Source organism: Thalassospira sp. GO-4, assembly GCF_023588965.1.
Lineage (GTDB): Bacteria > Pseudomonadota > Alphaproteobacteria > Rhodospirillales > Thalassospiraceae > Thalassospira > Thalassospira povalilytica.
Map to the genome: position 1 here is coordinate 539928 of NZ_CP097807.1, position 14022 is coordinate 553949.

Below are 14022 nucleotides of genomic sequence, written 5' to 3' on the forward strand. Positions count from 1 at the left end.
CTCGCGATTGAAAAAAACATCCTGAACGGCCTGCTTTTCATCGCGAAAAGCGGGCCGTTTTGCAATTGGGGCAGTTTGTCACAAAATCTTCCTGATCTTGTCACCGTCATGCAGTTGAGTGGCCACGAACACCGGACTATATCGCTGCTGTAAAAAGCGCATCGGCAAACGGTGCATTTCCTTCGCCGCAATGATGTGCGAATGCCTAACGAGCAACAGGATGGCTGACATGAAAAAGAGTTACGTCCAAACTCTGATGGAAGTCGAAAAAGTATTCGGTCAGATCAATGACCATGATTACCGCCTTTACCGTGCGGTCTGGGGCAATCGCCAGGCCGCCCAAACCGGACTGCCGCGCGGAACACGCGCGGAAATCAGCAAAAAGCTGGCAAATGATTTCGTCGCAATGCGAACGCAAAACCACCGTGCCCATGTACGTGCCCAGGGAGTTGCCCAAGGACGTACAATGACACCGCACGCCGCCTGAACGCAATTTGGCGTTCCGGCCGTTGGTGCAGCTTTTTGATGAAGCTTGCCATTCCGGCAGCTTTCAGGCATCAAGTGTCGCCGTATGCGCAGCAAGCCCGGATATGACCGGGTTCTGTGTGCGCGATATGCGAACCACCTGAAAGCTGGCCGGAGTATCCCATGTCGATTAAGTCGTTGATCCGTACCATTCCTGATTACCCGAAAAAGGGGATCATGTTCCGCGACATCACGACCCTGTTTGAAGATGCTGACGGCCTGCGCGAAGTCATCGACAGCTTTGCTGCAGAATTTCAGGACAAGAAAATCGACATGATCGCCGGGATCGAAGCACGCGGCTTCGTCATTGGTCCGGCGGTGGCACTTGCTCTGGGCGTGGGGTTTGTCACCATCCGTAAACAGGGCAAATTGCCAGCCGAAACCATCGGTGTGGAATATGAACTGGAATACGGAACCGACGTGATTGAAATCCACAAGGATGCGATCAAGCCGGGCAGCCGTGTTCTTGTCATGGATGATCTGATTGCAACGGGCGGAACTGCCTTGGCGGCAATTGATCTGGTTGAAAAGGTTGGCGCAGAAGTTGCCGCCTGTGCCTTTATCATTGATCTGCCCGATCTGGGCGGGGCGCAAAAGATCCGTGATCGCGGTATCGAGGAATTCCATCTGGTCGAGTTCGAAGGCGACTGAACAGGCCCAATACCGCCGGATCTTTGAAATTTCTGCCATTCCCCATTATATTGATGTATAATGCTCGGGTTGAATTGGTTCGCCGCCCTGCGGCAGGAAAGAGGAAATGATCACACCGGTCCAAACAGCACAGACAACCTCACAGGTCAGCCAGTATGGCCGACTTGCGGCTGCTGGTGCGCGCGGTGTGTCGACAGTTGATCGCAGTACGCAGATTGAAGAATCCTCTCAGCATTATTCCTATAACCCGGATGATGACGGCATTTTGTTCAATGCCTATATCGACGGCAAGAACAAGCGCCAGCCGGGGCAGGGCAACCCGGGCGACCACAAGGATCAGCGAACCGAACAGCGCGCATTGTCGGCCGCCCGGCGGGCAAGCGACCGCGAAGGTGCGATGGACGTCCAGTCTGATCAGGATTTTGTATCGATGCTTGATCCATCCATTCCCTTTGACCTGTCAGCCAATAGCGGCACGTCCTTTTACGCGCTGGTAAATGCGGTGGCGCATGGTGTTGGTGTGCGTGGTCGTCAGCTTGATGCATCGGTTTGACCCGGATTTGACCGGGTTGTTGGCGATCATCGCGGGATCATATCTGCCTGCAAAATTTCCCCGATCAAAGTCGCCGGTGCTTGTTGCCATATGACATAGGCCTTATGATGGGGCATCTTCCCATCAGACCATCGGGCCAGGAATGCAGAACAAGCCGGTTCTCAACACAGTTTTCGAAGCAGCGTTCAGATTCATTGATCTTGCCCTGAACGATAACGAATATCTGCAACCGCAAAAATTGCACCGTTTGCTGTATCTGGCCCAGGCCTATTACGGGGCGAATTATCACGGCAATATGCTGATGCCTGCGATCTTCGTCGCCGAGGAATTCGGCCCGGTCGAACCCAACCTTTATGCGGTGATGGAAGAAAGCCGTCCTGATGTGCGGCTCAAACCGATTGACCCGAAAACGGCCCATTTCCTTGAAAGCATCTGGTCGCAATTTGGTCATCACACGGTCGAACATCTGAGCATGACGGTGCGCAACCATCCGCCCTTTACCAAGGCCTATAAGGAAGGGATCGGAACCATCATTCCATATACGGAGCTGGTGGAGTTTTATGCATCGGTCCGCAAAAGTGCCACCACGCCCGAGGCAAAGGAAGTCGTTCGCCCGCGTGTCATGCGATCGCACAAGGGCAAACCCGTGGCGACAACCGACTGGCTGCCACGGCGCATCAAGTAATCCCGATCAGGATACGGCATATCTGGATATCTGGCGGTAAACAGGCCGCTATCGGGATCTATTGCCCGACTGTAAGATCAATGCACGGATCCTTGCGTACCATATCATTGGTAAACCACATGAAATCGACATCATCCCGATTGCCGAACCGTTCGGCATAGTCCTGTGGTTTGGGGGGATTGTCGCTTGGATCGTCGGCTTCGATCAGGCTGACGACTGCAATGTCATTGGCATCAAGACCGGGTTCGAACCGGCTGATATGCCAGGGAACAGCAATGGTGTGGCGCACATGCATGGCGCCCGCGATCAAAAATGCCCCGTCATGATCGGTGGTATTGGCGATATCGGTCATGGCGCGGGCAAGGGATGCATCACGGGCGAACTGAACCGTTGAAAAGCCACCCAGCATGCTTTTGGGCAGGGCGTTGCAATGGCTTTCGGCCATTTCAACACGGAAACGCTCCATAATCTCGTCGGGCATGTCGGGCAGCGAAAGCTTTGTCGCCAGTGTCGCCGGCAGTGCCGCCGTGCCCTCGGCAATGATTGGCCGCAAAAGATCATCTGGCAGATTGCCCGCCACCATCGTCAGGTCATGGGTCTTGGCGATTTCGGCGATCGGGGCATAGTCATGCCATGACGGCCAACCGCGTTCTTCCCATTCCAGTGCCTGCCCAAGCTCGGAGATCGGAACTTCCTGCCAGCTTTGATCAAGAAGACCTTGCTGATCGCGGGTAAACATTTCCCAGACCACGGCCCGATGGCGTTGATCGGATTTTGTCAGCGCATCAATCAGTTGGGACTGGTGATGGTGATGGATCGGGTTGTTGTGTTTTTCACCGATCAGGATATATTTCCGGTTCGACAAACGACGCACAAGTTCATCAAACATGATGTATTCGCCAGCACGCCGATCAAAAATAAGACCGGGTGCAGGCGGCAGGGCATTGATATCGGCGACATGATGGCTGCCGGTGCCGGCTGGTATTTGTACCGGTGCTGGTTCTTGCGTCTGCGCTATGCTGTGCCCGGAAAAAACAAAGCTCCCTGCAATTGCGGCGATCACACCGGCATTGCGAAACAATGCATTTGCGTGAAGCCAGCGAAGAGGGAGCTTTGACATCGATCGTGAAATTCCAGATTGATAGATGGTTCAGTTTATTTGCTTAACCGCAATGCTGTTTCCAGGTCGTTAACAAGATCATCTGCATCCTCGATCCCGACCGAAAGGCGCAGCAAATCACCGGGAACCGGGCTTGTCGGGCCTTCGACCGAAGAACGATGTTCGATCAGGCTTTCTACCCCGCCAAGTGACGTTGCCCGTTTGAAAAGTTTGCACTGATTATGGAAATCAACCGCGCGCTTTTCGCCGCCCTTGACCCGGATCGACAGCATCCCTCCAAATCCACCCGTCATCTGTTTGGCCGCGATATCATGCCCGGCGTGGCTTGCAAGGCCCGGATACTGGACCTGTTCGACTTCGGGGTGGTTTTCGAAATGTTTGGCAATGGCCATCGCATTGGCCGACGCCCGTTCAACACGGATCGAAAGCGTGCGCATCCCGCGCAGCAAAAGCCAGGTTTCAAACACACCAAGAACCGCACCGCCAGATGCATGCTGTTTGCACACACGTTGCCAGTATTCGCTGTCTGATGCCGTGGTCAGCGATCCGGCCAGAACGTCACTGTGACCATTGAGATATTTGGTTGCCGAATGCATGACGATGTCGGCACCAAATTCAATCGGGCGGGTCAAAAGCGGGGTGGCAACGGTATTATCGACAACCACCTGTGCGCCAGCCTTGTGCGCCAGTTCGGCAACAGCTGCAATATCGGTGATCTGCCAGTCCGGGTTGGCCGGGGTTTCAAGCCAGACCAGTTTGGTCTTGCCCGCAACAATGTGCTTGTCCCAGTCGGCAATGTCGGCGTTATCGACAAAGTCAAAGGACAGCCCGGCACGTACGCCACTATCAAGCATGAAGCTGCGCAGCGCCCAATACATCACCTTGGGGGCAACAACATGATCGCCGGGGCTAAGGGCATGAAGACAGGCAACTGCCGCTGCCATGCCCGATGCAAACAGGCGGGTTTCGCTGCCACCTTCAAGGGTGCTTAATACTTCGCAGGCCTGATCATAGGTCGGGTTGTCCGCGCGCGTATAGCAGCGCCCGTCATGATAGCTGAGATCGGTATTACGCTCGAACGTGGTCGACGGATAAAGCGGCGGTGTGACCGACTTGGTTGCGTCATCAACCCAGCCCAGTGCCTGGGCGGTGATGGTGGCCGGTTTTTGGTTTTTTGCGTGATCAGACATGGTGGCTACCTGATTTTGTTGAGATTTATTGCCGCGCAACATAACGTGGTTCGCGCCACACACCAAACTGTAATCCAATCCAGAGGCCCCGACATGACCAATTACCCCGAAATCACCCTGCCAAAGGAATGCGACGTTGTCGTCATCGGTGGCGGAATCCATGGATCTTCCAGCGCCTATTACCTGACCAAGGCGGGGATGAAGGTGGTTCTTCTGGAAAAGGATACGATTGCATCACATCAGTCAGGCCGGGCGTGGGGATTTGTCCGTCAGCAGGGGCGCGATCCGGTTGAATTGCCGCTGATGATCGAATGCAACCGCATCTGGCAAGGGTTGGAAAAGGAACTGAATGCCGATCTTGAATGGCGTCAGGGCGGGGTTCTGTTTGTGGCGCGCGATGACGCGGAAATGGCCGATTACGAACAATGGATCGAAGACGCCAAGGGTTTTGATATTGAAACCCGGGTGCTGTCACCAAAGGGTGTCGAGAACATCACACCGGGCATCACAACACCCGGTGTCGGGGGCATTTACACGCCATCGGACGGGCAGGCCGAACCGAAAAAAGCCGCACCGGCCATCGCCAGACGTGCCAGCGAAATGGGCGCGGTGATTGCCGAGGGATGCGGCGCGCTTTCGATTGAAACAACCGCGGGTGCGATCAGTTCGGTGGTTTCGGAAAAGGGCGAAATCAAATGCAAATATGTGATCTGTGCGGCCGGTGCCGCCACCCATAAATTCGTTGCCAAATTCGGCCGCCGACTGCCGCAGCAAACCACGCGTGGCACCGTGATCCGTACAACGCCCGTGCCCGATATCTCGGCGGCCGGGACGCTTGCTGCGGGTCTGGCCTTTCGACAGCGCACTGACGGGTCGATGAATATTGCGGATGAATTCATGACCGATATTGATCTGACCCTTGGCCGTTTCAAATATGCCAAGGCCTTTGCGCCGGGGCTTTTTGATAACTGGGCGACCTTCAAGTTCCACTTTAACAAGCGGTTCTTTGATGATCTGGTCGACCGTCTGCCGGGATCAGAAGCATCGAAACAACCAATGATCGGACGGCGCACCAATCAGGCCGAACCCTATAAGGTGCGAGTTAGCAACGCCATGGCCAATCTGCAAAAGGTCTTTCCGCAGATCAAGCAGGTCGGCATCGTTGACAAATGGGCCGGTGATATTGATGTCACCCCGGATGCGGTGCCGGTCATTGATCAGTTCGTCAATCCCAAGCACTTCTTTGTCGCCACCGGATTTTCGGGGCACGGATTTGCCATGGGGCCGGTTGTGGGCAAGGTATTGGCAGACTGGATCACCACCGGACAGCCATCGATTACCCTTGCGGGGATGGAGCTTTCGCGGTTTGAAGACGGTTCTGTCCGCCGTCCGCGCACGCGGGTCTAAATCCCGCATTATCAAAGTTTGGACGGGATGGTGTAAGCGGCGTCACATCATCCCGTTATCCCTTCAGAATTTCCTTGCAGAACAAATGTAATGTTATAACGTATCTTTAATGATGTGCAGGACGGCGTTTCCTTGCAGATCAGAAACGATGCGGATCGCCCGTCTCCCAATGGGTGATCGTGGATCGGACGAAACCGGCAGCGTTTGCGCGCTGCCGGTTTTGTTTGTTATTCGGCGCTGATCGAAATGGCATGCGGTTCGGGGGCCGCCGTGGCCTGCTTGCCTGCAAAGAACCGGGTCGCGCCAATCGGCGGGGCAATAAAGTCATCATCGCCAAGACCCGCTTCCTTGCGGGCCGATGCCAGTCGCTTGGGCGGTTCATCAACGGGTTCGGCGGTCAGAACGAATGTCCCCCAATGGATGGCAAGTGCCTGTTTGACGCCCATTGCCTGCATGATCTGTACGGCTTCTTCGGGATTGCAGTGGGAATTGCGCATGAAATCGCGCGGGTCATAGGCCCCGATGGGGATCAGGCCGAAATCAATCCCGCCATGTTGCTGGCCCAGTTCGGTAAACAGGGCCTCGTTCCAACCGGTATCGCCGACAAAATAGAACCGGTAGCCATCCGCGAATTCCAGAATATAGCCACCCCACAGCATTTCCTTGCGATCCTTGGTGGTGCGGCTTGACCAATGGTTGGACGGCACATGGGTGATTTTAACATCCCCGTGATGGTGGCTTTCATCCCAATCAAGCTCGATATAGCGATCAGGAGTGATGCCTGCCTTTTCCAGCAACGGCCCGTTTTTAAGCGGCAACACATAACGCGGCACATCGCCAAGAACGGTCAGGCTGGCAAGATCGAAATGGTCGTAATGATTGTGTGACAGCAAGACCAGATCAAGCTTGGGCAACTGATTGATGCTTAGGCCCGGCTGGCTGTATCGTTTCGGGCCCAGTCGTTTAAAGGGGGATGCGCGATCTGAAAATACCGGATCGGTCAGGATGTTAAGCCCGCCATATTGCACCAGAACCGTGGCATGACCGACCCAGGTGACCTGCAAACGGGTCGGGTCCGGGTTTTGGATGGCCTCAAAATCGGGTGTTTCGGTCGCGATTTTGCCGATTTGCTCGGTTGCCTTTGGCCATTTGTAATCGCCCGAGAAACGCAGTTTCAAAAAACGCCAGAACGACCGTTTGACCGGATCGGGCAGGGGATGACGGTTTTCAAAACCGGTTTCGGTATGGTGATCGGGTCGGGATTGGGTTTGCACGCGTCTGTTCCTGCCATCAAAACAATCATGTGATTATGTCTGTCACAAGGTCTGGTGACCAGAAGGTAAACGCAAGTGCCAATGACACGTATCACGGCGGATACCACATGAAAAAGGCCGGAGCGCGGGGGACACGTTCCGGCCTTCCTGAAACTTCCGCATCCACCGGGAAAGCGCTGCGGAAGCAGGGGGAACTGAATTTTATTCAATCACCGTGGCATAGGTTTCAAGTGCCGGGCTTTCTGCAATCAGGCCCTGCTGCACCATGTAATCGGCAAAACGCGCATAGCGGTTTTTATCAAGGGCGGCCGGACGCAGGGCAAAGCGCGGCAAGGTATCGGCCCAGGCCTTGATATTGAGTTCGTCATCAAGGTTCGGATAGGCCGCAATAAAGGCCTTCCAGCTGTCATCGGGATGATTGATCAGGTACTGCACGCCTTCTTCGAGGGCGGCGAGCATACGGGCAAAGCGCGGATCATCGACCTTGTCATTGCGTACGGTCAGGATCAGCTCGTCATAGGGCGGAACGCCTTCTTCCTCGACATAGAATGCCTTGCCCGGTTTGCCTTCGATTTCCATCTGATTAAGTTCAAAGTTGCGATAGCCGCCAATGATCGCGTCCACCTGTCCGGAATAAAGCGACGGCGACAGCGAGAAGTTCACATTAATCAGCTCGACCTCATCCATCGACACACCGTGATTGCCCAGCATGGTGCCAAGCAGCGCATCTTCAAACCCGGCCAGCGAATAGCCGATTTTCTTGCCCTTAAGGTCCGCGATTTCCTTGATCGGGCCATCTTCCAAAACGATCAGGCTGTTAAGCGGGGTCGCAACCAGCGTCCCGATACGGGTCAGCGGCAATCCTTCGGCGGCCTGCACATGAAGCTGGGGCTGATAATTGACCGCAACGTCACCCTGGCCGGCAGCAACAAGGCGCGGCGGCGCGGACGGGTCGCTTGGTTCGATCAGTTCGATATCAAGATCATGCTTGGCAAAGAAGCCCTTTTCCTTGGCGACGATCAGCGGTGCGTGATCCGGGTTCACAAACCAGTCCAGAAGAATGACCAGCTTGTCGGCGGCAAAGGCCGTTGAGGACGTGCCAAGAACCATTGCGCCCAATGCGGTCGCGGTGATCATGGATTTAAGGCGTGACATGGATGAACCTCCGTAAGATGCGCCAAATTATTTGTATGAGGATTTAAACCGCGACCAATCGGGCAGCGGGGAATTGTATTACCGAACCGGTTTCAGGCTGTCGGGCTGCCAGGGCAGGGCGGCGCGCAGGACGCGATCGACAATGAAATATTGCGTGATCGAAAAGGCGCACAGGATCAGAAGACAGGCAAAAACCATATCAATCTGAACCCGGGCATTGGCATGCAACATCAAATAGCCAAGCCCGTGACTGGACCCCACCCATTCACCAATCACAGCCCCAATCGGAGCAACGGCGGTGGCAACCCGGAAACCCGATGCAAAGGCCGGAAGGGCAGCGGGCAGGCGGATATGGGTCAAAAGTCGCCAGCGACTGGCCCCCATGGTCCGTGCCAGATCAAGCCAGCCGGTTTCGGTCCGCGCCAACCCGTCAAAGAAGGCGACCGTCACCGGGAAGAAAATGATCAGGGCGGCCATGGCAATCTTGGATGCCAGACCAAAGCCCAACCAAAGAACCAGAAGCGGTGCCAGGGCAAAGAACGGAATGGCCTGCGACACCAGAAGGATCGGCATCAACCAGAACCGGACTGGCGAAAATAGCGCCATCGGAATGGCCGCCAGCGTCCCAAGTGCCGCACCGGCAAACAGGCCAATCACCGTTTCGGCGATGGTATATTGCGCGTGATCAAGCAAAACATCATGCCGGGAAATCAGGGTGGCCCAGACATCTGCGGGCGTTGGCAGCATGTATTTCGGCGCACCGGTAATCAGAACCAGCGCCTGCCATGTTGCAATCAGCGCAACCACAATGATCAGTGGCCGCGCAATCATCAGCCAGCGGCGTTCTGTCAGTGGTTTTTTATGGGTATGAGGATTGTTTTGAAGGCTCATGACACAGCCTCCGCACCATAACCCGTGCTGATATCGGCACCAAGTTGGCGCAGCAATTCGGCCTGCTGGGCCAAAATGGCGGGATCGGTGATGTTGCGCGGGCTTTGACCATCTGGCGTGATGGCATCGGCAAGGGTGGCCGGGGCACCCGACAGGACATGAACATGATCGCCAAGACGCAATGCTTCAAGCGGGTCGTGGGTTACCAGCAATACCGTCTTGCCGCGCAAAACCCGTGCGGCCAGTTCCTGCAAACGTAATCGATTGACCGGATCAAGGGCTGAAAACGGTTCATCCATCAGGACAACCGGGCGATCTTCCATCAGGGTGCGGGCAAGGGCAGCACGCTGTTTCATCCCGCCCGAAAGTTTGGCCGGGCGCAGATGGGCGGCATCGGTCAAACCGACTTCGGCGATCAGGTGTTCGGCACGCGCATGATCGGGACGTTCCCCGCGCAAGACCGCACCAAGTTCGACATTCTCGCGTACCGTGCGCCAGGGCAAAAGCAAATCCTGCTGCGCCATATAGGCGATGCGGTTCTTAAGGATGCCGCCGTCAGAACAGGTGATGTTACCGCTAACATCGCCTTCGACCAGACCGGCAAGGAAGCGCAAAAGCGTGCTTTTGCCAACGCCGCTGGGACCGAGCAAGCAGGTAAAACTTCCGGCCCGAAGGGTCAGATCAAGATCATCAAAAATATCAACGCCGCCAAATGCCACACGGGCACCCGACAGGTGGATATCGAAACTGGTTGGATTTTGCGCCCGCTGGGGCGCTTGTTCTGTGTCGCGCATTCGATCCTTCCTACGCCGGTCTTAACCGGTTCAGGTTCAAAGGGTCGTTCGGCAACACCGAACCTCTCAGCCGATTTACGATCGGCCCCCCCGGAGATGACGGGACTATGCGCAGTCAAAACGCGTCCGTCAAGTTTTGTGACAATTTGTGTCAGGCGGCGCGCGCGATAAACAACAATGATCGATGTGTCAGATCGCTGTAATCAGCCCTTGCAGAATGGCGTGAATGCACGCAATGCTGTGGGGATCCTGCCGTTGAAATTGACTGACATCTGTTGTGACCATCTTGCCCGAAACCCTTCCTGATTATCGTCGGGGTGACATAACCCCGCGCATGATTGCCGCCGAAATTTACCGCGGGTCCAGTTACGGGCCGAAACATCCATTGGCGATCCCGCGGGTGTCGCTGGTGGTCGATATGGTGCATGCGCTGGGCTGGGTGGATGAAAGCACCTATTTGACGGGGCCGGTGGCAACCCCCGATCAGTTGGCACGGTTTCATGACCCGGAATATGTCGATGCCGTCATACAGGCCGAACGTGACCAGTCCCTTCCCGAGGAGGACATGGTCCGGTTTGGGCTAGGTAAAAATGGCAATCCGATCTATCCGGAAATTTTCCGGCGTCCGGCGACTGCGGCCGGATCATCGATCCTGGCGGCGCAATTGATTGCCGATGGCGGAATCATCCATCATCCGGCCGGGGGAACGCATCACGGGTTGCGGGATCGGGCATCGGGATTTTGTTACTTCAACGACCCGGTTCTGGGAATTTATGCGCTTCTCGATTCGGGGCTGGATCGGGTGTTGTATGTTGATATTGACGCCCATCACGGGGATGGCGTGCAATATGCCTTTGCCGAAGATGACCGGGTTCTGACCGTTTCCATGCATCAGGAAGATTTATGGCCCAAGACCGGTACGATTGATGACGTGGCCGGGGGCATGGCCCGCAACCTGCCCATGCCGGGCGGGATGAATGACGACGAGATGCGGTTCGTTCTTTTTGAATATTTGATTCCTCTTGCATTAAGTTTTGCACCACAAGCTATTGTTTTACAATGTGGATGTGATACTCTTGCCGAGGATCCGCTTTCAAAACAGCTTTTGGGCAATCAATCGATCTGGGAAGTCGTGGGGGCGATGACCAGATTGGCGCCAAGAAGTCTTGTTCTTGGCGGCGGAGGATATAGTCCATATGGGGTTGCGCGCTGTTGGTCCGGGGTGTGGGCGACCATTAACGGGATCGAAATACCACCTGTGTTACCCATCACAGCGGAAAATATCCTGCGTGTCATAAAATGGTCGCATAGTCGTGGCAGACAGCCGGCCAACGAGTTGTTTACAACTTTGGCGGATCCATGGCGGGGCGGCGCAATCCGGGACGAGGTCCGGGAACGCGTCAGAAGACTAAGAGGGTATGGGGTATGAAGTCGTTTATTCAGATGGCTTTGGTGGTGTGCTTTATCAGCGCAGCAGTGGTTGCGGGGCTTAATGCAAAGGCAACCGGATTTGAACGATCGCGCATTCTCGTCGATGGTGAGGTCTATAATGTCGAAATGGCCGTCACCCCGGAAGAACGATCGCGCGGCCTGATGTTCCGCACCGAAATGGCCAGTGATGCCGGGATGCTGTTTGATTTCGGCGGCGCGCGTGACATTTCAATGTGGATGAAGAATACCTTCATTTCGCTTGATATGCTGTTCATTGATGCCAGTGGCACGATTGTCGGCATTGAAAAGCGCACGGTACCGCAATCGGAAACCATCATCCCGTCGCCAAAGCCGGTGCGTTTCGTGCTTGAGCTGAATGGTGGCTCGGCCGACAAGATGGGCTTTGAGGTTGGCGAAAAGGTCGAAGGCCTGCCGCGCTAGGGCGTTGTGGCCAACCCGCCCACAGTCAAAAGATCAATCAGCAATAGCAAGGCCGCAGACCATATCTGCGGCCTTTGGTTTTTGTGCATGTTTTTCGGAAAAAACGCATAATGCGGTCTTGCCCACCCGGCATTATGGTGCTAAATCCACATCCGCGTCGGGGAGTAGCGCAGTCTGGTAGCGTACCTGCTTTGGGAGCAGGGGGTCGCGAGTTCGAATCTCGCCTTCCCGACCATTTCCCTTTTTGTTGTCTGACGGTGATCCAACAGGATTTCCAATTCGCGACAAAAAGTGTAAAAGATGAAGTATTGGCAGGGGTTAGAGAGGCCCGTTAAACTGCCATAAACATCTTATCCCGACGGTCAAGACGAGGGTCCCGATGAAGGTCCGTGTTTATAAACCTGCCAAAAACGCCATGCAGTCCGGTCAGGCTGCGACCAAGCACTGGGTTATGGAATTTGAACCGGGTGCGAAAAAAGTCGCCGATCAACTGATGGGGTGGATCGGTTCAACCGATACCCGTGGCCAGGTCCGCATGTATTTCGATACCCTTGAAGAAGCCCAGGCCTTTGCCGCCAAGCACAAGCTGATCGCCGATATCGAACAGCCCAAGCCGCGCAAGGTCCAGATCAAGTCCTATGCCGACAATTTCGCGTTCAAACGCGTTGTCTGATAGCGGACTGGCTGTTACCGGCTGACCATACCATCGGGGCGGGCATCCGCCCCGTTTCGTCTGACAGGGGACGTTAAACCCTGCAAACATGCCGGGCAGGCGACCAATGCCATGCCCCGGGGGATAAGCAAACCACCCCCACCCAGCGGTCCCTTAGCTCAACTGGATAGAGCAACAGACTTCTAATCTGTAGGTTGCAGGTTCGAGTCCTGCAGGGATCGCCATTTTTTCTTTTTTATCAATCTGTTATCCGGATGTTTCGACCTTTCCGTGCCAGCCGCGCGGGTCCTTCGTCGTGACAGCAGCGGCGGTTTTACTTTTTCGGGCGGATGCGGTTGCGGATTTCAACGATGCGTTCAAGTGTGGCAAGCGGCTTGGCCGGATTGGCCGCAGCAAGGCCGATCATCATAGTTTCCAGGCAGCACATCATGGGGGCGTGCAGGGCGACCTGATCGCTTTTGGAACGCGGCAGGACGATTGCGGCCTCGGCGATTTTGATCAGCGGGCTTTTGTCGGATGAGACAATCCCGATCAGGGGAACCGACAGGCGTTCGGCCTCGGCAACGGTGGCGCTGGCTTCGCGATGCAGGCGGCCATGACCCAGCATTACAATAACGTCACCTGGTCCGACCTCGATCAATTGTTCGGCCAATGATATGCCGGTGCGGTTCAATTCATAGGCGGGATAGCCGCTGCGTGAAAAAAGACGGGCGGCATAGGATGCGATGATGCCAGATGCCCCAATCCCCGATACACCGATCCGGTTGGCACCAGACAGCAGTTCGACCGCTTTGCGCATTCCGGCACGGTTGTGGGGCTGACCCAGTTCACGCATGGCGTTAAGCTGATCTTCGACCATGAAATCGATGGCGGTATCGGCATCATTGGCGACATCCGATGTTGTCGACGCCATTTTTGCAGTTGGCGAATTGGTGGCGATAAAGAAACCTTCGATGGTTTCCTTAAGATCGCGAAGGCCGGTAAAGCCGACAGCCTGAACCGTTCTGATCACCGTGGCATCGGATGTATCGGTAATGTGGGCGATCTCAAGGGCCGATTGTGACAGGGTCGCGCTCAGATTATCGCGGATATATTCGGCAACCAGTTGCATGCTGGGGGACAGGCGGTCTGCGCGGGCATTGATGCGTTCGGCAAAACGATCAACGGGATTTTCGGTGAAATTCTTGGACACGGGCTACTCCCGGTTTGATGAAGGATGCAACAGGCGGTGC

15 protein-coding genes, 2 tRNA genes and 1 riboswitch are annotated in these 14022 nt (G+C 55.4%); of the genes, 10 read left to right on the plus strand and 7 right to left on the minus strand.

Annotated features, from left to right (window positions below; translation table 11 throughout):
* Positions 1-229: 229 nt before the first annotated feature.
* From M9H61_RS02630 to M9H61_RS02645, 4 genes are all read left to right on the plus strand, one after another.
* Positions 230-487: a hypothetical protein gene (locus M9H61_RS02630; protein WP_101246035.1), complete on the plus strand. Its 258-nt coding sequence runs from the start codon at positions 230-232 to the stop codon at positions 485-487.
* A 161-nt stretch (positions 488-648) separates the two neighbouring features.
* Positions 649-1176, plus strand: a complete 528-nt coding sequence (locus M9H61_RS02635; RefSeq protein WP_068519277.1) for an adenine phosphoribosyltransferase — start codon at positions 649-651, stop codon at positions 1174-1176.
* A 106-nt stretch (positions 1177-1282) separates the two neighbouring features.
* A complete protein-coding gene (locus tag M9H61_RS02640; protein WP_250283220.1) occupies positions 1283-1729 on the plus strand; it encodes a hypothetical protein in 447 nt (148 codons plus the stop codon).
* Between the two features lie 142 nt (positions 1730-1871).
* On the plus strand, positions 1872-2414 hold the full coding sequence (locus M9H61_RS02645; RefSeq protein ID WP_068519279.1) for a Panacea domain-containing protein: 543 nt from the start codon (positions 1872-1874) through the stop codon (positions 2412-2414).
* A 58-nt stretch (positions 2415-2472) separates the two neighbouring features.
* Here the strand turns inward: M9H61_RS02645 and M9H61_RS02650 are convergent, their stop codons facing one another.
* Complete coding sequence (locus M9H61_RS02650; RefSeq protein WP_250283222.1) at positions 2473-3534, minus strand: ChaN family lipoprotein; 1062 nt, start codon at positions 3532-3534, stop codon at positions 2473-2475.
* Between the two features lie 35 nt (positions 3535-3569).
* Complete coding sequence (locus M9H61_RS02655) at positions 3570-4724, minus strand: PLP-dependent aspartate aminotransferase family protein (protein WP_250283226.1); 1155 nt, start codon at positions 4722-4724, stop codon at positions 3570-3572.
* A 93-nt stretch (positions 4725-4817) separates the two neighbouring features.
* Here M9H61_RS02655 and M9H61_RS02660 point away from each other — a divergent pair, with 93 nt between their 5' ends.
* On the plus strand, positions 4818-6131 hold the full coding sequence (locus M9H61_RS02660) for an FAD-binding oxidoreductase (protein WP_250283228.1): 1314 nt from the start codon (positions 4818-4820) through the stop codon (positions 6129-6131).
* Between the two features lie 227 nt (positions 6132-6358).
* Here M9H61_RS02660 and M9H61_RS02665 read toward each other — a convergent pair whose 3' ends face one another.
* From M9H61_RS02665 to M9H61_RS02680, 4 genes are all read right to left on the minus strand, one after another.
* Positions 6359-7405, minus strand: a complete 1047-nt coding sequence (locus M9H61_RS02665) for an MBL fold metallo-hydrolase (RefSeq protein ID WP_250283230.1) — start codon at positions 7403-7405, stop codon at positions 6359-6361.
* Between the two features lie 201 nt (positions 7406-7606).
* Entirely contained in the window at positions 7607-8560 is a 954-nt protein-coding gene (locus tag M9H61_RS02670) for an ABC transporter substrate-binding protein (RefSeq protein ID WP_250283231.1), read from the minus strand.
* 78 nt (positions 8561-8638) lie between these two features.
* Positions 8639-9451, minus strand: a complete 813-nt coding sequence (locus M9H61_RS02675) for an ABC transporter permease (RefSeq protein ID WP_250283233.1) — start codon at positions 9449-9451, stop codon at positions 8639-8641.
* On the minus strand, positions 9448-10245 hold the full coding sequence (locus M9H61_RS02680; RefSeq protein ID WP_250283235.1) for an ABC transporter ATP-binding protein: 798 nt from the start codon (positions 10243-10245) through the stop codon (positions 9448-9450). Before M9H61_RS02680 ends, M9H61_RS02675 begins: the two co-directional genes overlap by 4 nt.
* A riboswitch (TPP riboswitch) is annotated at positions 10236-10347 on the minus strand. (Overlaps the previous gene by 10 nt.)
* Positions 10348-10522: 175 nt before the next feature.
* On the opposite strand from M9H61_RS02680, the gene M9H61_RS02685 reads away from it, so the two are divergent.
* The 5 genes from M9H61_RS02685 (at position 10523) to M9H61_RS02705 (ending at position 13014) form a co-directional block, all read left to right on the plus strand.
* Complete coding sequence (locus M9H61_RS02685; protein ID WP_250283239.1) at positions 10523-11674, plus strand: acetoin utilization protein AcuC; 1152 nt, start codon at positions 10523-10525, stop codon at positions 11672-11674.
* Positions 11671-12117 (plus strand): DUF192 domain-containing protein, encoded by a 447-nt coding sequence (locus tag M9H61_RS02690; protein ID WP_068519285.1) that lies wholly within the window; start codon positions 11671-11673, stop codon positions 12115-12117. The genes M9H61_RS02685 and M9H61_RS02690 overlap by 4 nt, the downstream gene beginning before the upstream one ends.
* A gap of 158 nt (positions 12118-12275) precedes the next feature.
* Positions 12276-12352 (plus strand) — tRNA-Pro (locus tag M9H61_RS02695).
* 144 nt (positions 12353-12496) lie between these two features.
* A complete protein-coding gene (locus tag M9H61_RS02700) occupies positions 12497-12790 on the plus strand; it encodes an ETC complex I subunit (protein ID WP_068519286.1) in 294 nt (97 codons plus the stop codon).
* A gap of 147 nt (positions 12791-12937) precedes the next feature.
* A tRNA-Arg gene (locus M9H61_RS02705) sits at positions 12938-13014 on the plus strand.
* 89 nt (positions 13015-13103) lie between these two features.
* On the opposite strand, the gene M9H61_RS02710 is transcribed toward M9H61_RS02705, so the two are convergent.
* Entirely contained in the window at positions 13104-13982 is an 879-nt protein-coding gene (locus M9H61_RS02710; protein ID WP_250283240.1) for a MurR/RpiR family transcriptional regulator, read from the minus strand.
* Between the last annotated feature and the right edge of the window lie 40 nt (positions 13983-14022).

What these genes read in the sequence shown, in the direction of transcription:
- M9H61_RS02630 (WP_101246035.1), top strand. Translation starts at nt 230, where the DNA reads ATGAAAAAGAGTTACGTCCAAACTCTGATGGAAGTCGAAAAAGTATTC.
- M9H61_RS02635 (WP_068519277.1), top strand. Translation starts at nt 649, where the DNA reads ATGTCGATTAAGTCGTTGATCCGTACCATTCCTGATTACCCGAAAAAG.
- M9H61_RS02640 (WP_250283220.1), top strand. Translation starts at nt 1,283, where the DNA reads ATGATCACACCGGTCCAAACAGCACAGACAACCTCACAGGTCAGCCAG.
- M9H61_RS02645 (WP_068519279.1), top strand. Translation starts at nt 1,872, where the DNA reads ATGCAGAACAAGCCGGTTCTCAACACAGTTTTCGAAGCAGCGTTCAGA.
- M9H61_RS02650 (WP_250283222.1), bottom strand. Translation starts at nt 3,534, where the DNA reads ATGTCAAAGCTCCCTCTTCGCTGGCTTCACGCAAATGCATTGTTTCGC.
- M9H61_RS02655 (WP_250283226.1), bottom strand. Translation starts at nt 4,724, where the DNA reads ATGTCTGATCACGCAAAAAACCAAAAACCGGCCACCATCACCGCCCAG.
- M9H61_RS02660 (WP_250283228.1), top strand. Translation starts at nt 4,818, where the DNA reads ATGACCAATTACCCCGAAATCACCCTGCCAAAGGAATGCGACGTTGTC.
- M9H61_RS02670 (WP_250283231.1), bottom strand. Translation starts at nt 8,560, where the DNA reads ATGTCACGCCTTAAATCCATGATCACCGCGACCGCATTGGGCGCAATG.
- M9H61_RS02675 (WP_250283233.1), bottom strand. Translation starts at nt 9,451, where the DNA reads ATGAGCCTTCAAAACAATCCTCATACCCATAAAAAACCACTGACAGAA.
- M9H61_RS02680 (WP_250283235.1), bottom strand. Translation starts at nt 10,245, where the DNA reads ATGCGCGACACAGAACAAGCGCCCCAGCGGGCGCAAAATCCAACCAGT.
- M9H61_RS02690 (WP_068519285.1), top strand. Translation starts at nt 11,671, where the DNA reads ATGAAGTCGTTTATTCAGATGGCTTTGGTGGTGTGCTTTATCAGCGCA.
- M9H61_RS02700 (WP_068519286.1), top strand. Translation starts at nt 12,497, where the DNA reads ATGAAGGTCCGTGTTTATAAACCTGCCAAAAACGCCATGCAGTCCGGT.